18 protein-coding genes are annotated in these 18,741 nt (G+C 41.4%); 2 read left to right on the top strand and 16 right to left on the bottom strand.

All coding sequences use genetic code 11. From position 1 onward, the window contains the following. Window positions 1-157 precede the first annotated feature (157 nt). From rlmB to ACFSN5_RS09585, 3 genes are read right to left on the bottom strand one after another with little or no spacing between them, the layout of a single operon-like run. Window positions 158-895: a 23S rRNA (guanosine(2251)-2'-O)-methyltransferase RlmB gene (rlmB, locus tag ACFSN5_RS09575; RefSeq protein WP_165329420.1), complete on the bottom strand. Its 738-nt coding sequence runs from the start codon at window positions 893-895 to the stop codon at window positions 158-160. Then, window positions 892-2,256, bottom strand: coding sequence for a DNA repair protein RadA (gene radA, locus ACFSN5_RS09580; RefSeq protein ID WP_165212325.1), 1,365 nt, complete (start codon window positions 2,254-2,256; stop codon window positions 892-894). The genes rlmB and radA overlap by 4 nt, the downstream gene beginning before the upstream one ends. 24 nt (window positions 2,257-2,280) lie before the next feature. After that, the gene (locus tag ACFSN5_RS09585; RefSeq protein WP_165212173.1) at window positions 2,281-2,727 is read right to left on the bottom strand and encodes a dUTP diphosphatase; all 447 of its coding nucleotides are present in this window, start codon (window positions 2,725-2,727) and stop codon (window positions 2,281-2,283) included. Window positions 2,728-3,190: 463 nt separating this feature from the next. Here ACFSN5_RS09585 and ACFSN5_RS09590 point away from each other — a divergent pair, with 463 nt between their 5' ends. Continuing rightward, on the top strand, window positions 3,191-4,219 hold the full coding sequence (locus tag ACFSN5_RS09590) for an NAD(P)H-dependent glycerol-3-phosphate dehydrogenase (RefSeq protein ID WP_165329419.1): 1,029 nt from the start codon (window positions 3,191-3,193) through the stop codon (window positions 4,217-4,219). Between the two features lie 36 nt (window positions 4,220-4,255). Next, complete coding sequence (gene galU, locus ACFSN5_RS09595) at window positions 4,256-5,158, top strand: UTP--glucose-1-phosphate uridylyltransferase GalU (RefSeq protein ID WP_165212169.1); 903 nt, start codon at window positions 4,256-4,258, stop codon at window positions 5,156-5,158. Between the two features lie 462 nt (window positions 5,159-5,620). Here galU and ACFSN5_RS09600 read toward each other — a convergent pair whose 3' ends face one another. The 13 genes from ACFSN5_RS09600 to ACFSN5_RS09660 all read right to left on the bottom strand — a co-directional run bounded on the left by ACFSN5_RS09600 (window position 5,621) and on the right by ACFSN5_RS09660 (window position 18,444). Then, entirely contained in the window at window positions 5,621-6,223 is a 603-nt protein-coding gene (locus ACFSN5_RS09600; protein ID WP_165212167.1) for an AAA family ATPase, read from the bottom strand. Window positions 6,224-6,232: 9 nt separating this feature from the next. Next, entirely contained in the window at window positions 6,233-7,090 is an 858-nt protein-coding gene (locus ACFSN5_RS09605; RefSeq protein ID WP_165212165.1) for a class II fructose-bisphosphate aldolase, read from the bottom strand. 2 nt (window positions 7,091-7,092) lie between these two features. After that, window positions 7,093-7,491: a tetratricopeptide repeat protein gene (locus ACFSN5_RS09610; RefSeq protein ID WP_165212163.1), complete on the bottom strand. Its 399-nt coding sequence runs from the start codon at window positions 7,489-7,491 to the stop codon at window positions 7,093-7,095. A 32-nt stretch (window positions 7,492-7,523) separates the two neighbouring features. After that, a complete protein-coding gene (locus tag ACFSN5_RS09615) occupies window positions 7,524-8,807 on the bottom strand; it encodes a PTS sugar transporter subunit IIC (protein ID WP_165212161.1) in 1,284 nt (427 codons plus the stop codon). 26 nt (window positions 8,808-8,833) lie between these two features. Further along, complete coding sequence (locus ACFSN5_RS09620) at window positions 8,834-9,142, bottom strand: PTS sugar transporter subunit IIB (protein ID WP_004225481.1); 309 nt, start codon at window positions 9,140-9,142, stop codon at window positions 8,834-8,836. Between the two features lies 1 nt (window position 9,143). Next, window positions 9,144-11,219 carry a BglG family transcription antiterminator gene (locus tag ACFSN5_RS09625; RefSeq protein ID WP_165329418.1) on the bottom strand — a complete coding sequence of 692 codons (2,076 nt, stop codon included), beginning with the start codon at window positions 11,217-11,219 and terminating at the stop codon, window positions 9,144-9,146. Window positions 11,220-11,382: 163 nt separating this feature from the next. Continuing rightward, window positions 11,383-11,751, bottom strand: a complete 369-nt coding sequence (locus ACFSN5_RS09630) for a PTS glucitol/sorbitol transporter subunit IIA (RefSeq protein ID WP_165212155.1) — start codon at window positions 11,749-11,751, stop codon at window positions 11,383-11,385. A gap of 27 nt (window positions 11,752-11,778) precedes the next feature. Continuing rightward, entirely contained in the window at window positions 11,779-12,777 is a 999-nt protein-coding gene (locus ACFSN5_RS09635) for a PTS glucitol/sorbitol transporter subunit IIB (protein ID WP_165212153.1), read from the bottom strand. Window positions 12,778-12,800: 23 nt separating this feature from the next. Next, the gene (locus ACFSN5_RS09640; RefSeq protein WP_165212151.1) at window positions 12,801-13,346 is read right to left on the bottom strand and encodes a PTS glucitol/sorbitol transporter subunit IIC; all 546 of its coding nucleotides are present in this window, start codon (window positions 13,344-13,346) and stop codon (window positions 12,801-12,803) included. Between the two features lie 61 nt (window positions 13,347-13,407). Next, a complete protein-coding gene (locus tag ACFSN5_RS09645) occupies window positions 13,408-13,881 on the bottom strand; it encodes a transcriptional regulator GutM (protein WP_165212149.1) in 474 nt (157 codons plus the stop codon). Beyond that, window positions 13,881-15,746 (bottom strand): BglG family transcription antiterminator, encoded by a 1,866-nt coding sequence (locus ACFSN5_RS09650; RefSeq protein WP_165212147.1) that lies wholly within the window; start codon window positions 15,744-15,746, stop codon window positions 13,881-13,883. The genes ACFSN5_RS09645 and ACFSN5_RS09650 overlap by 1 nt, the downstream gene beginning before the upstream one ends. Before the next feature lie 150 nt (window positions 15,747-15,896). Next, window positions 15,897-16,697 (bottom strand): SDR family oxidoreductase, encoded by an 801-nt coding sequence (locus tag ACFSN5_RS09655; RefSeq protein WP_165212145.1) that lies wholly within the window; start codon window positions 16,695-16,697, stop codon window positions 15,897-15,899. 397 nt (window positions 16,698-17,094) lie between these two features. Then, complete coding sequence (locus ACFSN5_RS09660; RefSeq protein ID WP_165212143.1) at window positions 17,095-18,444, bottom strand: glucose-6-phosphate isomerase; 1,350 nt, start codon at window positions 18,442-18,444, stop codon at window positions 17,095-17,097. Window positions 18,445-18,741 lie beyond the last annotated feature (297 nt).

The raw sequence follows: 18,741 nt of genomic DNA on the forward strand, positions 1-18,741 counted from the left end.
CACAGTTGATATTGGTTTTCTCAAACAGTCTCCCAAACTGTTTGCCCCATCTCTTGCTAAGCAACCACTGCGCTAAGAGTTTATTCCAAAAAAAGGAATATTGGACAAGGTTGTGCCTGACCTCTAAACGGATGGAGATCAGATTTCCATACTTTGCTTAGAGCTTATGCCGAAAAACCTCGTACATGAGGATAGCCGCAGCTACGCTGGCATTTAAACTTTGCACATGACCAGTCATAGGGATAGTAATCATTTCATCCACTTGCCTTTTGAGGTTGGGGGAAATCCCCTTGCCCTCATTGCCGATAATCAGGGCTAGCTTGCCAGCTGTATTCCACTTTTGGCTGGGCGTGCCATCCATATCAGTTCCAAAAATCCAATAGCCAGACTCTTTCAGTTTATCCAAGGTTTGACTGAGGTTGGTCACACGGGCAATGGGGATATGTTCTACCGCTCCCGTTGATGTTTTGGCAACAACTGGAGTAACGCCAACCGCCCGGTGCTTAGGGATAACAACACCAGCAACGCCAGTCGCATCGGCTGTTCGTAGGATCGAACCGAAATTATGGGGGTCCGTCAAACCATCTAAAATCAAAATCAGCGGATTTTCTTCCTGATCTGCTTTGGCTAAAATTGTCGTCAAATCACTGTAGGCAAATTCTGAAACCCGCAGGACAAAGCCTTGGTGAACAGCTCCCTGGGTCATCTCGAACAGAGCTTTCTTGGAAGTCCAAGAAATAGCAACCTTTTTCTGAGCTGCTAAGGCCTTGATTTTATCAACATTCTTGCCCCTCAGGTCGTCTTGAATATAGAGTTTATTACCTGTATTAGCTTGCAGGCTTTCGGTTACAGCATGGACACCATAGACAATGTCGTTTGTTTGTTTTTCTATCATGATTTAAACACTTTCTTCAGAACTTCCCCGACTGTTGAAACTCCAATGACTTCAATGTTTTTGGGGATATCAATCCCATGCAGGGCATTCTTAGGTGCATAGATTTTGGTAAAACCAAGTTTAGCAGCCTCATTGATGCGTTGCTCAATTCGATTGACACGGCGAATTTCTCCTGTCAGACCGATTTCACCGATGAAGGCATCCTGAGCATTAGTCGGTGCTTCCTTGTAGGAAGATGCAATAGCGACTGCCACCGCCAGATCAATAGCTGGCTCGTCCAGCTTGACCCCACCAGCTGACTTGAGATAAGCATCTTGATTTTGCAGAAGGAGACCGCAGCGTTTTTCCAAGACGGCCATAATCAGGCTAACCCGATTGAAATCGAGTCCTGTCGTGGTTCGTTTGGCATTGCCAAAAACCGTCGGTGTGACTAGGGCTTGAACCTCAGCTAAAATCGGACGTGTTCCTTCCATGGTGACAACAATAGCCGAGCCTGTCGCCCCATCCAAGCGTTCTTCCAAGAAGAGCTGACTAGGATTGAGGACCTCAACCAGACCGCCCGTCTGCATTTCAAAAATCCCAATCTCATTGGTTGAGCCAAAGCGGTTTTTCACCGCCCGCAATATTCGAAAGGTATGATGACGTTCCCCTTCAAAATAGAGAACCGTATCGACCATGTGCTCCAGCATCCGCGGACCAGCCAAGGTCCCTTCCTTGGTGACATGACCCACAATAAAGGTGGCAATATTATTGCTCTTGGCCAGCTGCATAAGCTCAGCCGTCACCTCCCGCACCTGAGAAACAGAACCTTGAACACTGGTAATTTCAGGACTCATGACCGTCTGGATAGAGTCAATAATCAGAAAATCCGGTTTCAGGCGCTCGATTTCAGAGCGGATATTTTGCATATTCGTTTCAGCGTAAATGTAAAATTCATTGTCAATATCGCCTAGGCGCTCACTGCGCAGCTTGATTTGCTCGGCCGACTCTTCCCCTGACACATAGAGCACCGTTCCCTTATTGGCCAGCTGGGTCGAGACTTGCAGCAAGAGAGTTGACTTCCCGATACCAGGATCTCCACCAATAAGAACCAGACTGCCGGGCACGACACCGCCACCGAGGACTCGGTTAAACTCCTCCATGTTCGTCTTGGTTCTGGCATAATCAATAGAGGAGACATCTTTTAACTTGGTTGGCTTTGTTTTTTCCCCTGTCAAAGACACTCGAGCATTCTTGACTTCCTCGACTTCCTTTTCTTCAACAAAAGAGGACCAAGAGCCACAGTTAGGACAACGCCCCAGATATTTGGGGGAATTGTAACCACATTCCTGACAGACAAAGATTGATTTTTTCTTAGCGATCGTTATCGTCCTCCTTCTGCTTGCTTATCGGCCTGTGCTACCAAAACCACCTGAGCGAACTCCCACTGCCTGATCGCCATCTGCTACCAGATAAGGGGCAAAGACAGCTTGGACAATGCGGTCCCCAACTTCCAAGGTCACCATTTTATCCGTGATATTTTGCATTTGCGCAAAAATATGCCCTTCATTATTGGGATTGCCATAGTAGTCACCATCGATAACCCCAACTGAATTGATGAGCACTAAACCCTTTTTACGCGGATTAGAAGAGCGATCATAAAGATAAAGGACTTCTCCCGGCTGCATATAAGCCTTGATCCCTGTTGGCACGAGAACAATTTCTCCCGGTTCAATTTTGGTAGTTTCTGCCACCTTCAGGTCATAACCAGCTGCATGAGCTGTCTCACGTTTGGGTAAGAGATCTTGATTGCTGTAAGAGCTGACCAGCTCAAAACCACGAATTTTTGTCATTACTAACCTCGCATCAGTTTTTACTGTTTCCTATTATACACTAAGATATTCGTCATTAAAAAGGAAAAAGCCAGCCTAGTCTATGAATTTCTCAAGAAAATCTTCGAACAAGCTGGATTAATTGTCCTTGAGTTGATTGGACTAGGACCTTGCGAAAACTGAACCCTCGATTTTGTGATCTGAGGACAGCCTGCCAAAGACCTGCCGCCTTAAAACAAGGGAGCGGTAGAGGTCTGATCCTCAAAATGGGAGAGCGAGGAAAATCAAAATCGTCATTTCACAACGATTTACCAATTTTTTATACGTAATCTTCAGAGATTACAATGCTTTGTGGGTGAGGGCTAAGCTATCATGACTGTTTGTCCACTCCTCATCAGTCATTTGAATTATTTAACTTGCTTTTGTCCGTGGTATCTTCATTTTATGATATAATGAAAGTGATACTATGATATGGAGACCTATTATGACAAAACAAAAAGTTGCTGTCTTGGGACCGGGTTCTTGGGGGACTGCTCTCGCTCAGGTACTGAATGACAACGGGCATGAGGTCCGCATTTGGGGAAATATCCCCGAACAGATTGATGAAATCAATGACCAGCATACCAATACCTTGTATTTCAAGGATGTTGTGCTGGATGATAAGATTAAAGCTTACAAGGACCTAAGGCAAACTTTGGATGGCATTGATGCAATTCTTTTTGTAGTACCAACCAAGGTGACACGTCTAGTAGCTAAACAGGTAGCTGAAATTCTCGGCCACAAGGTTGTCATCATGCACGCTTCTAAAGGCTTAGAGCCTGGTACCCATGAACGCCTATCAACCATTCTGGAAGAAGAGATTCCTGCTGATTTACGCAGTGAAATCGTGGTTGTTTCTGGACCAAGTCATGCCGAAGAAACTATTGTCCGTGATATCACTCTGATTACAGCCGCTTCTAAAGATTTGGAAGCTGCCAAATATGTTCAGGCTATCTTCAGCAACCATTACTTCCGCCTCTACACCAATCAAGACGTTATTGGAGTGGAAACAGCTGGAGCTTTGAAAAATATCATTGCCGTTGGAGCTGGTGCTCTGCATGGTATGGGTTATGGTGACAATGCCAAGGCAGCTATTATCACTCGTGGTCTGGCTGAAATCACCCGTCTGGGTGTTAAGATGGGAGCCAATCCGCTGACCTATAGCGGTCTGTCTGGAGTCGGTGATTTGATTGTTACTGGGACTTCTGTTCATTCTCGCAATTGGCGGGCCGGTGATGCCCTAGGACGCGGTGAAAAATTAGAAGATGTTGAGCGCAACATGGGGATGGTAATCGAAGGCATTTCAACGACAAAGGTGGCCTATGAATTGGCCCAGCAACTCGGCGTCTATATGCCAATCACCACAGCTATTTATAAGGCTATCTATGAAGGTGCTGATATTAAGGAATCCATCTTTAATATGATGTCTAATGAACTGCGTTCAGAAAATGAATGGCAGGAAGATAAAAAATAAACTAAAAGAATAAATAAGAAGGAAATGAAAGACAGTATGACTAAAGTAAGAAAAGCCGTCATTCCAGCTGCCGGGTTAGGAACTCGTTTCTTGCCAGCAACCAAGGCCTTAGCCAAGGAAATGTTACCAATTGTAGACAAACCGACTATTCAATTTATTGTTGAAGAGGCCCTCAAATCAGGGATTGAAGACATCTTGGTGGTAACCGGTAAAGCCAAACGCTCCATCGAAGACCACTTTGACTCTAACTTTGAATTAGAATACAACTTGGAGCAGAAGGGCAAAACTGACCTACTTAAATTGGTTAATGACACAACGGCTATTAACCTCCACTTTATCCGCCAGAGTCACCCACGCGGTCTTGGAGATGCTGTCCTGCAAGCCAAAGCTTTCGTTGGAAATGAACCCTTTGTCGTTATGTTAGGTGATGATCTGATGGACATTACCGATGACAAAGCTGTTCCTTTGACTCAGCAGCTCATCAATGATTATAAAGAAACTCACGCCTCCACTATCGCCGTTATGCCTGTCCCTCACGAAGATGTTTCTGCCTACGGGGTCATTGCTCCCCAAGGTGAAGGGCATAAGGGCCTGTATTCCGTTGAAACTTTTGTCGAGAAGCCAGAACCCGAAGAGGCTCCAAGTGACTTAGCCATCATCGGGCGCTACCTCCTGACACCGGAAATTTTTGAAATCTTGGAAACCCAAGCGCCGGGAGCAGGCAACGAAGTTCAATTAACCGATGCCATTGATACCCTCAATAAAACCCAACGCGTCTTTGCGCGTGAATTTACCGGTAAACGCTATGATGTCGGCGATAAGTTTGGCTTTATGAAAACTTCCATTGATTATGCTTTACAGCATCCTCAAGTTAAAGATGATCTTAAAGATTACATCATTAAACTGGGGAAAGAACTGTCTGGAAAGCAAGAAGACTAAAATTTATAACAAATCAAAAGGCTTGAAGTGATATGCTTCAAGCCTTTTTGTAAAATCAGCCACAAGTAATTTGGGCTGGATCTCATTATAGTGCATGGTTACTTTACTATACTAGTGGTACCTTCCTTGCCTATCATAATATAAGAGCAAAACGTATCAAACAAGCGTTCACAAAAACCTCTTTTATTCTTCTAAAATTATTTGGAAAGATAATAATACAATTTCATATCACATCCTCTCTTCTTTCATTTAGTTATTACTAAGTACGCTACAAAGAGCCCCACCTTAACGAATGGGGCCTTTGTAGTATTTGACGATTTTGTTAAAAGTTGGGCAATTCTATTAAATCCTACTCAAAGAAAATTAAGGTGGACAGGATCTAAGGTTCAGGCCATTCTTTGTCCGACAAATTGGAGTCAACAACGCAACGTATCGTTTTGATTCTTAAAGAGAAGCCGTAAATTATAGCTTAGCAAGATAGGCCAAAAGGTCAGTGTAATCTACCTTTGCGAAATCACTGACATCAAATTCAAATAGTTGGCCTAGTTGAAAATGATTGTAATCTCTCTTCTTGAGGATATCCCAAAATTCGTTTTTTGTAATATGATTGTCTGCTAATTCGCGCTGGAATAACTGGTCGCCGTAGTGATAATGCGTCATAATATGGCTCAGATGCCTGCTGGCTTCGCGATCTCTGTGATAGCGTCTTTGCCATAGAACTTCAAAATCAGCGACCAAGCGAACGGTAATGATTTCGTATGAATAACGATCAGCTAACGTTAGCAAAGCAGGCTTTTGTTTGTCGGAAAAAGGATACTCACTGACAACAATCTTCTTACCGACCATCATATAAGCCTCCAAAGCTTGGTAATAAGATTTCCAAACAGTGGTTTCCAAAGCCGCCTTTTCTTCTAAACTGTTAAATCCTTTGCTGTCAGCAATTGCCTCTTTTAGTTCATCAGGTGTTATTTTGTATAAGCTTGGCTGAATTTTTTCAATTAAACCGACTAAATAAGATTTTCCTGTCGCCGGCGGACCAGCTATTAAAAGTAAGGTTTCTTTCATTGACTCCTCCTATTTTAGAGGACTGTCACTATTCATAAAGAGGCTTAGTTTGTGTTTAACAATCTCCTTAACCTTATCATTGCATGGAATAATATTGTAACGCAGGGATTTATTAACCTCAGTTGCTCCAAACGTTTCCTTAGCAACCGCTGTCCAGCCGACCAATAGTTCAGTTCCAACATTGAATTTTCTAATCCCATTATTAATTAATTCTGGATAATCCTCTTCTTTGACACCCGTTCCTCCATGTATAACAAGCGGAACATCAACAAGACTGTGAATTTCTTTTAGTAGAGGAATCTTGACATTGGTTTTAGATTTAAATTGGCCATGGTTTGTCCCAATCCCGACAGCTAAGGCATCAACACCAGTTTCTGCTAAAAATCGAACAGCATCATTAGGTCTCGTATATTCTTTATCATCTTCAGAAACCGAGATACCTTCTTCTGTTCCCCCAATAGTGCCCAGTTCTCCTTCTACAGAAACGCCTCTAGCATGCGCATAATCAACGACTGCTTTGGTTTTTGCAATATTTTCTTTAAAGGGGAGATTTGAACCATCGAACATAACACTTGAATAGCCGGCTTCAATAGCAGCTCTAATTGCATCAAAATCTCTGGCGTGATCCAAGTGAAGAGCAACATCAACCAAATCGTTATTGGCTAACTGCTTGCACACCGCTACAATGACATCATAGCCAATGTATTGGGCTGTTGCTACACTGGTTTGAATCACTATTGGCAGTCCAACTTCTTGGGCACCTCTGATCATGCTAGGAAGCATCTCTAAATTATGCATATTAAAGGCACCGACAGTCATATTTAATTGGTCTGCCTTATCTGTAATTTCTTTTAAGGTTTTATACATCTTTAATCCTCCTTAGCTGTTAGGGTCACTTTTTTAGCGATATTTCGCATATCATCCATTTTCCCCATATAGTACTCTATCAATTCATCATCATGAGAACGGGCTGCTTCTCTTCTTTTTTGATTGTAAAGTGACATCAGTTTTTTATAACCGTCTCCCATAGATAATTTAATGGACAGGCTCTTTTCAAGATTTTTAATTGCCTCCTCTTCTTGAGACACTTGGGCATAGAGCAAACCTAACTTTTCGAAATATTGAGCATCGTCTAGGTGCTCTTCTTTTACCTGCAGCAAGTCTTCAAGTTCCTGCTTAAACTTTTCGAGCTCTTCCTCACTGTATTTTGGGAGAGCAGTTTGGCTTTCTGGACTAGGTTTAGGGATTTTCTTTAAAAATTTGAACACGGTTATCCTCCTTTCTTAAGCTGATAGGTTAGCTAAAACATTTTGAAAATGGGACTTAAGATCCAGTAATAGAGGAGAGCTGCTGTAACCGTATCAACATCAGTAGCTGTTGCATTGACAAAGCCTAATGAACTAAAGGCTGTAACCAATAAGGCGGGCAAAAGCGTGATGAAAAAGCCATGAGCAACCCCTCCAATAATCGCTCCTCTGCGTCCACCTACAGCATTTCCAAATACCCCAGCGGTGCCGCCAGCAAAGAAATTGGTCAACATTCCTGGGAGAATCATGGCCAATCCAAATACTGGCAGAATAAACATGGCTACGATGGTACCAATAGTTGTTGTAATAAAACCTAGGATGACAGCGTTAGGAGAATAAGGGAAGAAGACTGGGCAATCCAAAGCAGGAATAGCATCTGGAACCAGCTTCATCGCAATACCGCGGAAGGCAGGAACAATTTCCCCAAGTAGGAGGCGAACACCTGCAAGCAAGACATAGATCCCAACAACAAACTGAATAGACTGCAAGAAAGCATACATTAAATAGTTTTGACTGCCAGTATTAACCGCTCCTGATCCTGCAAAGGCTGCTGTAATGAGATATAGCGGAACCATAACCACCATTACAGACAGGTAAGTATCTTGCAAAAACTCAAAGGATTTAGGCATTTCGATGTCCTCAATAGACTTCTTTTTGTCTCCACGTTCTCCAAAAATTTTTGCTACCCCAGCTTCAAATAAGTAACCAATGGTACAAAAATGTCCAAGAGCAATATCATTATTACCGGTTACTTTACGAATAATCGGCTGAGCTAGGGCAGGCATGGCGACTGCGAAAATTCCTCCAACAATACCACCAATCACAATTAGTAAGAAGCCTCGTAAGCCAGCAAAATAACCAAATACCGTGGTCATGGTAGCCATCCAGAGTAAGGCTTGACCAGTTAAAAAGATATAGTTCCACTTTGTAAAACGGGCAATTAAAATATTAACAATAAAGATGGCCAGAAAAGTTAGAGCTATCTCTCTTCCCAAACCAAGATCATTCATCGCTTGACCATTAATAGCCTCAATAGAAGGGACAATACCGTGGGTATGGAATCCCTTTTGAAAAATTTTGCCAAAGTAGGTTAAACTGGAAACAATAATATTAGAACCCGCACTCAAGACTTGAAAACCGAGCAGCGTCTTTAAAGTCCCTGAAATAATTTGACCTATGGATTTTTTCTGTAGGATCAACCCAAGCATAGCAATTAAGGCAATCGTAATTGAGGCCTGGGTCAAAATATTATTGATAATAAAATTAATGACTCCCATAGTGTTACCTCCTTTATGGTAATGACCTAGATGAAGTTACGTTCTCGCAAAACCGGCAGTAATTTTTCTTCTATTTCCTGACTGGAAACAATATTCTTCAAAAAAACCAAGGCCGTTTTTTCTGGGTCAATTGAAAATTGGGCAAATTGTTTTTCAAAATTCTGAGCAGTGATGATAACATCAGGACCAACAGAAGCGGCTGTCGAAATATCAACATGATCCAATTTAGCGTCTATACCGTATTTATTTAGGACATCCTCTGCAGCCATTTGAGCAGCAAAGCTAGAACCTAATCCTGCTCCACAAACAAACAGGATATTTAATTTTTTAGCCATATTATTTTTCCTCCTCTGAATCATCTGTAAACAAAATTTTTTTAACCATTTGAATATTTGAGGCGTCAGCTAGTTTTTTCAAATTATCTTCCTTTCTAATTAGGCTGACTAAACTCTTCATAATATTTAAATGCGAATAGGAATCTACCGCAGATAAGCAAAAAATAACTTTCACAGGGTCGTTGAATTCGTGACCAAAGTGAACGGGAGTTTGAAAAATAGCCAGACTTAACCCCAGCTGATTTGCACCGTCCTCTGGCCGAGCATGCGCTAAAGCCAGATGAGGACCAATCACAATATAAGGGCCGTACTTTTTGACATCCTCGATCATGGCCTGAACATATCCTTCGGTGATATTCTTTTTCTCCAATAACGGCTTTGCCACCTGCTCAATGGCCTCCTGCCATGTAAAATCTCCCTTTTCAAACAAGATATTATCATCAGATAGCACATCTTGAATCATAGGCTGTACCTCCTTTTGATTGATTGTTAGCCCATTTTTCCGAAATAGGTTCTCCAAATCGTTGTAAAAATTTTTAGTCAACTTTCCAAACTGGGATTCTATCGTTTTGAGCAGAATTTGGAACATTTCTGTATAGTCGCTTTTCCTCGTAATCAACCTTTGATGCTGTCGATTCGCTTCTAAAAAATTGTGAACCATCAGTTTTGTTTCCTCATTGAAAATAGTATCCATAATCATGATAGGCTTGGCTTTATAATTCAGTTTTACTGTTGAAAAAACTAGATCAACATCAAATTTTTCGACCAAGTCAATCTCGCGGCTGCTTAAAACGGCTAGAACTTCTATATTGAAGTACTCTTTCAGGTTTTCTGCCAACAAACGACCGGTTGCAATCCCATGGTTACAAATGACAATGGCACGATACCAATACTGATTATTCTGGTTAATTTCGCTCAAAGCTGTAGAAAAATGAATGGTTAAAAAGGCAATCTCATCATCAGTAATAATCCCACCAAGTTGGTCCTGCTCTCTTCTTAAAAATTTTTCAAGAACGGCATATACGACACCATACGTTTGCTTGATTTTATCTTTAAGAGGATTGACCAATTGGAGACCGTTTTTAATGCGGTCAACCATGCCAATCATATGACTGTATAGGGCTTCTTGTAACTGAACTTCCTTTTTATTAAAAGGAATGCCTGTTTCTTCCTCCACAAACTGGATAAGCTGCATGATTAATAGTTGAAGATCCAGCCAATTGGAGGGATGATACGTTTTTTCCTTATTCAAACTATTCAGTAAGAAATAGATATAACGCTCTTCCTCTGTGCTAGCTCCAACTTTAAACTCACTCGCAACCCTACTGATATAAGCTGAAATGCGATCATTTTTCTCTCGGCGACTCTCGCTTTTACTAGAAGGCGAAATGTAGTGACCACGACTGAGACGATTAATCCAAATATAAGTCAAGAGGTTAAAGTTTATCCGATAAGGACTCACTTCCACCTGCGAAATGACATTACTGTATATGGTGTCTAAATGATGCAACCGTTCTTTATTAACATATTTATAAACAAGCTCTTTCTTCCCTTGTTCCTCAGCTACTAAAACTGAACTCACAATAGAAAAAAGCATGGTCCTGATAAATTGTTCTTTGCCCTGAAACTTGAACCCTTGCTTAGGTAAGCTGATAACTTTTATTTGGTAATAGGCTAAATTTTTTCTTACCTGCCGAATATCTTCATCAATAGAAGATTTTGACACCTGATAACATTCCTCCTTTTTCTTTAAAAAGACGGGCGCGTCTCCAAAGGCTATATCCAAAATTAAATCTAATACTCTTTCTTCTCGGCTAAGATACTTGAAGCCTGAATGTTGGCCAATAAAAGCCATTAGCCGTTCTCTGTCAAACTGAGATAGATTTAATTCTAGCCCCTTGGAGCGGATGGCATTTACTAAAGGTAGCTGACATTGTCTCAACAACTCGTTTATAACCCTTATTTCATTACGAATGGTTCTTTCACTAACCTTAAATTCTGTTGAAAGATACCTGACCGTTAGCGGAATTTCAGAGTCTAACAAGCGATTCAAGATGGCATGCGTTCTGTCCTTCATACGATTCTTTCTCCCATCTGTTTCAATTATAAAGCGTTTTCATCGTATTAAAAAGTAGATGTTTTTTCCAAAATAAATGGCAAAAACCTCCACCTTTTCTGATTGATGAAGGTTGATTTAAAAAAATCAGACTTGAAATCAAGCCTGATTGACTGTAATATTTTTAATCACTAAACAGCTGAATGATTGAGCCCGACCCCAGTTGGACCTTGTTTGGAGCCAAAACATGCAAGGTGCCAGGCAGACTCCCTTCTCTATCACCATCGAAGGCAATCGTGATATGCCCTAGGTTGACTAGATTCTTTTCAACGACCTCACCAACAGAGGTGATGGGAAAATCCTCTCCATCAACAACTAGGCGACCGCCAACTTTGATTGGGCCAGTTAAATGCTTATTATCAATTGTGAAGCAGTATTCCGCCAAATCCTGCGGGGCTCCTTCTCCAAAGAGAATCATCATATCGGCCCCGTCAATCATCCCTTGGGCCTCTGGACCAACTTCAAGTACTTTTGTTTCAAATATCTTCGCCATGCGGACCTCTTTTCTAACTTACCTTTCTTATTGATACAAACCGATGCTGGCCAGCCAAGCGACGATAACACGAGGAACACCGCTTAAGAAACGAGAATACAGGACAGACGGCACCCCGACTTCAACTGTTTCAGCGTTAGCTTCAGACAAACCGAGAGCTACTGGAATAAAGTCACAGCCATTCTGAGTATTAATAGCAAATAAAGCTGGCAAGGCCATTTGTGGAGGAATATGACCCTTACCGATTTCAACACCAATCAGGGTCCCGATAATTTGGGAGATTACGGCTCCTGGCCCCAAAAGGGGAGAGAGAAATGGTAGGGAGCAAATAAATCCAATGAGAATTAGCCCCCAAATATTGCCAGCTAGAGGTATCATCAGCTTAGCAATCCAGTTCCCGATTCCCGAACCATTGATAATACCAATCAAGAGTGACACAAAAGCCATGAAAGGGAGAATGGTATTTAACATGGTTTGGATTGCTTCACGCGCAGCCTGATTAAAAACAGCTACAACCTTACCAGCTCCCATACCAATTCGGGCCACAAAGCTCGTTTCGGCCCGTTGCTCTGTAATTTTTTTACTGGTATCATAAGTACTTGTCGATGTGCTTTCAGGACTAGCAGCGACAGACTGGTTAGTTTGCCCAACTGCATCGGTAGCAGTGATTTGATTGAGACCTACGGCTGAAACATAGATATCTTCTGTAATGTATTGGGCCAGTGGTCCGCTTTTACCAGTAGCCACAATATTGATAGTTGGAATGCCCTTTTTTGGATAGATACCGCATCGAAGAGTCCCACCACAATCAATAATCGCAAGGGCGATTTCTTCATCTGGAATAGAAGTCTTAAAACCATTGACAGCTTCCATCCCGGTTAATTCAACGATTTTATCCACAATGTCTGGCTTTTCTCCGCCACCTGTGATATAGATAAATTTATGTTTTTCGTCCGTTGGGGTAATAACCAAAGGGCCGCCGAAACCACCATTCCCTTTGACAACCTGTATACTTCTGTAACTCATAAGAAACCTCTTTCTCACTCACATCAATTGTTCAATGACTTGCTCAAGCTAACACCTTGTTGCTTACAAACCCAAGCGGTTGTGAAGTCGGTAATCCAGCCAGTAAAGAAATTCATAATAATCCCCACCAACATATAGCGGATAGCCAGATCCATCTGGCTCAATCCCAAGGTTTTAATACCTGAGGCAATCCCTAACCAAACGAAGAGCTCACCTGGATTGATATGAGGAAAAACACCGTTCGAGGTGTGACAGAATTGCATTTGTGAGGCAACATAGCTAGGCTTATAATATTCTGGCATGAAGCGCCCCATGCTGATTGCCATAGGGTTCCCCAGCATGAAAGCCGAGATAAAGGGCAAAATCATGTAACGACTGATCGGGTTACTGGCAGAAATTGCAGCCAGCTTATTAACCCTTTCTTCACCTAGAAGAGCAATCAAGGCGTTCATGGCAACCAGAAGCATGAGGACAACCGGAACAATACTTGTCATCCAAGACATGAAGGTGTCACCGCCTGACTGAAAGAGCTTCATAAAGCCCTCAGCAAATTTTGTAACGTAATTCATAAGAAACTCCTTATATGATCTTTTAGTTTTGTATGTGATGATTTTAAACACTCAGTTAAATTTACTGTATATGATTTTTCAAGCGGGCTAAGAAGAGTTTGGCGCGCAAACCGAGTTCTGAAAACGGACTAGATTGTGGAGCATCGCGATAAACACCAGCCTCGGTTTTTAAGAAGACATCCCGAGCATCTTCAATGGCCGCCTGCAGCAATTTATTCTCTTGGCGAACCAAAGGATTATAGTGATCAAAGTAATGGATGTCCTGACCAAGATAAGCTGGCATAGGTTTAAATTTAGCTGCTATCGTGACTCCTTGCATTTTTTGAGCTTCTAGGACCGTCCCCTGCTTATCAATAGCAAACATGACAATGGTTCCAGCCTTAATCCGACCCGAATTACGACCAATCGCAACACGGCCTTTTTTCCGCAATCTGGCATAAACTTGGTTGAAATGTTTCAGTTGTCGCAGGCCTAAGATTATTTGCACAAGGTAGGCAAATACCACAAAGACTGCAAAAGTATAGATATAATTCATTAGAATACTCCTTTGCTTTTGGCGAAATCGAGAAAATCTTCCTGAGTTTCAACCAACTTCAACTCATCCTTAATGGACTGATCACTAGCAATGCGGAAAATATCATCATAAAGATCTAAGAGCTCTGTCTCGGTTCGTTCATCCACCTGCTCAGAAATAGCTACCATGAAGATGAAATCAACCGAATCATCATCGCTTTTGTAGGTCTCCTCTAGCACACCTAACATTAAAATTGTTTGCCTACTCGCTTGATTAATAGCATGAGGAAAAGCAATAGCATTACTAAAAATGGTTGACTGCCTTTGCTCACGACTCAAAATACGCCTTTTAAAATCACTATCGACCAGCCCTTCATCTGCAAGTAACTGACACATTGTTTCTAGATAGTGCAGATAGGACGGACCGGGAGACAACTTGACAAATCTCAGCTGGACGGTCTCCAAACGGCTCTGATGGTAAGCATTAATCTTCTGCCATTCATCCCGCAACCATTGGTCATCAAAGAGATTGCTGATTTTAATAACGGGAGATTTTAACTGTTCTAGTTTTAAAGGAATAGTTGTAAAAATAGCGAAATAATTATCATCGTTTTGCGGATTAAAGCTTTCCTCAGAAAATTGGGTGATCTCAACATCATTTCCTAAGACATGTGTGAGTTGGTGACTGATCATCGCTGCTGTTCCCCGTCCAGTTGTACAAACAACCGCAATTTGAGGACGCAGAGCAGTCTGTTCTAAATCCCGTTCATTTAACACTAATTCGAAATACAGGGCAAGATAACTGATTTCTGAGGGAGCAACCTGATACTTAAAATAGGTCTGCAGCTTTTCGACAGCCACTCGTGACATCTCATAGGCAAAGGGGTACTTTAAACGAATCTCACCATGAAAAATATCGTTAGCTTGAGCGTGAAAAATCAAGCGATTGATCATGAATTTAAAATGTGTTTGTAAGTTTTGGAAGAGCTTGTCTTGATCAAAATCAATATCAAGCGCCTCTTTTACATGGTCAACCATGGACTGATAAATGAGCTTGAGATGATCGGACAAAGAAGGATGATAATCCAGCCCGTCAATAAACTGAATATTGAGCGGGTAACTGAGGAAGTCTTGTTCGTACTGACTCAAAGAGATTTGATAAGTTAATTCCACATGGTAAATTAACTTTGCCATAATCTCAGATTCTCTTAGTTCATTAGTGAAGTAGGGAATCTCATCAGATAGGAAACGCTGGCAATTGATACGCGAGACGGTAATCGCTAAAACTTTTTTGAGCAAATCCTCTGTATTTTTGGGGAGGAGATAGCTTTCTCGGAGCTGATCTAGGAATAATTGAGTCTCATCTTTTAAGTGACTGGATTCAAAATAGGTATAAACATTATCAATGTAAAAGAGTCTGAGATTTAATTCTTTCCCTTCTGCTTCTAAACCTCGATTAGGGGTACCTGTGATAGTGATCTGATAATCGCTAGACAGCTGTTTAACCTTCTTCAAATCTTTATTAATAGTTGAGCGGCTAACCCCCATATCCTCTGCCAAGTCATCAATAAGAAGGGGCTGAGCTGTTTGCAAAAGGCGTTTAATCAAATAGGACACCCGCTTGCTAGAAGAATTGAAATCTGTCTCTTTTCTCAATTGCCCCAATAAAATATCTTCTAAACGAGCATAGTCAAGCACATCTAGATACAAAGTATTATCTTTTTGTCTAATTTGAATATCTTGGTCCAAAATATCGTTTAGCTGTTCAATGCTGCTTTGAAGCGTTTGAGGACTAATCCCAAGCATCTTCCGCATATCATCTACCGAAACATGGTGTTGAGCAACTAGGATATCTAAGATTCGATACCAGCGATTAACTACTGCCACTTTTCCTAATCCTTCTAATTTCATTGAAGACGGGCTGCGGATTGTGCTAAAAAGATGAGTTTTCCTAGAATCTTTAGTGATTCGTCATCGTACTCCACTCCCTATTTTGATTTTATCCGCGGACACCCTCTGTATCTGTTTTTAATTATCTTATCCACGAGTCTTACCTCCGGCCACATTGGTTGTAATTCCAGTGATATAACTCGAGCGATCTGAAATATAGTAAGCAACTAAATCAGCCACTTCACTCAACTTACCGCTACGACCAAGTGGCGTTGTACTCGTTGAAGCATAACCTGCTCGGATGTCATCTACTGTTTTTCCTCTAGTATAACCAAGAGCTTCTTCGTATGCAAGCGTTCTCAGTCCAGTCGCTTCCATAATCCCTGGCGCAATTCCGACAACTCTAACACCGTGCTTACCGAGTTCCTTAGCCCAAGATCGCGTGTAACTGTAGACAGCTGCCTTGGTTGCTGCATAGGCACTTTGACCTTCAGAACCCTCAAGACCTGCTTCAGAGGCCATATTGATGATTACTCCTTGTTTTTTATCAACCAGAATACGACCAACAGCCTGACTAACTAAGAAAACACCCTTTTGATTAATCATTGTCATCTTTTCAAAGGTTGCATCGTCCAGTTCATACTGACCGTGAGGATCCTTAGGATCAACTAGGAGACGAGGAACATTAATCCCAGCATTGTTGACGACTGCATCAACCGTACCAAAACGCTCAAGGACTGCTGCAACACCTGCCTCAACTTCTTGACGCGAAGTCACATCAACCTTCACAAAGAGATAGTGATCATGCTTGACATCATTGTCACTAATATCAAAATTGGCAACGTTAACCTCTAAATCAAGTAATTCTTCTACAATGGCGTGACCAATTCCAGATGAGGCACCTGTAACGATAACCGTTTTTCCAGCGATATTTAACCAATCTTTCATCTTCTTACTCCTTTATTTAAGATATAAAGAGCTTTTAAAAATCTGTATAAAAACGGGAAACTAACACTGTGCCATTAAGGCACAAGGACGTTTATCTTTTTTACTAAGATTTTAGCTCGTGTTTGGTGAACAAGAAACAAGATACTAAACGGTGAAGCACTCCAGAGAAAAATAGAGAACCTGACGATGAATGATAAAAATCCAAGGAAGATTGGTCTTTTTTTCACAAGAGTAGAACGAGTGCATCAGTTTCTTTCTAACTGTATTATAAAGCGCTTACAAAAAATAATTAAGACACTCTTTTTTGCAATTCCATAAAAAATCGTGCACTAATTGCCACAAAAAAAGCAGACCCTCAAGGGAACTGCTTCTGATTAGTTTTAATAAGGAGATACTTTTACAAACGGGCGTTCAATTCAGCGCCTAGTTCTTCGAAACCTGGCTTACCAAGAAGGGCAAACATGTTTTTCTTGTAAGCTTCTACACCTGGCTGGTTAAATGGATTGACACCATTGAGGTAACCAGATAGACCGATAGCCAGTTCAAAGAAGTAAATAGTGTAACCCAGTGTATACTCATCCTGTTCTGGAAGAGTCAAGAAAGTATTTGGAACACCGCCATCTGTATGAGCCAAGAGCACACCATCAGTTGCTTTCTTATTGACATAGTCAACATCTTTACCTTGGAGATAGCCCAGCCCATCAAGATCTTCTGTCAATTCTGGAACCGTGATATTCTTGCGAGGCTTTTCAACACGGATAACCGTTTCAAAGAGATTGCGCATCCCTTCTTGGATAAATTGACCGAGTGAATGCAAATCAGTTGAGAAGTTGGCAGATGTTGGGTAAATACCCTTTTGATCCTTACCTTCTGATTCACCAGCCAACTGCTTCCACCACTCGCTAAAGTATTGGAGAGACGGTTCATAATTAGCTAAGATCTCAGTCACATAACCTTTTCTGTAAAGGATGTTACGAATAACAGCATACTGGTAAGCTTCATTTTCTTCAATTTTATCTGATGAGTAAGCCTTACGAGCTGCATTAGCGCCTTCCATCAATTTAGTGATATCAGCTCCTGAAACGGCAATTGGCAAAAGACCAACTGGTGTCAAGACAGTGAAACGACCTCCGACACTATCTGGAACAACGAATGTTTCCCAACCATTAGCATCCGCTTCCACCTTAACAGCACCCTTAGAACGGTCTGTGGTCGCATAAATGCGCTTATTAGCTCCTTCTTGACCATACTTTTTAACCAAGAGTTCCTTAAAAACACGAAAAGCAATAGCAGGCTCTGTCGTTGTACCAGATTTAGAGATAACATTGACAGAAAAATCTTTATCAGCTACGTAGTCAACCAAATCGGCTAAGTAATTTGAAGAAATGGAGTTCCCAGCATAAAGAATTTGCGGTGCTTTACGCTTATCAGCTGGTTGCAAATTGACAAACGCATTATTCAAAAAGTCAATGGCAGCACGAGCACCAAGGTAAGAACCGCCAATACCGATAACAACAAGTACATCGCTATCCGATTGAATTTTAGTTGCTGCTTTTTGGATACGGGCAAATTCTTCCTTATCGTAGGATTCCGGTAAATTAAGCCAGCCAGTCATTTCTCCGCCTTGACCTGATCCATCGCGCAAGATTTTATCAAGCGCTGATACTTGTGGCTGCATATAATCAATTTCCTGAGCTGCTACAAATTTATCAAGCACTTTTGAATAATCAAATTTAATGTGTCCCATTACGTACTCCCTTTAAAAAACAATATTTCTTATACAGTGTACCCTTTTATCACTGATTTTTCAACCTTTTTGATAAAAAAAGAAAACGGTAACAGACCAGCTGCTTCTCCGTCAAACTCATTTGCCTAGCACATTATATCAGTTCTTGTCTCCTTCTTTGACACTCTTTAGGTAGGTGTAAACAATAAGATTAACTGCTTCCTTACATCATTCGGCAGATTTAAGACTTTTACAGATAAACTAGATTAAGTTTAATCAGCCTATAATCAATTGCCCCATACACTATTTTTTATTTTT

The organism is Streptococcus tangpeifui (genome assembly GCF_044503215.1).
In the GTDB taxonomy this organism is placed as follows: Bacteria; Bacillota; Bacilli; order Lactobacillales; family Streptococcaceae; genus Streptococcus; species Streptococcus tangpeifui.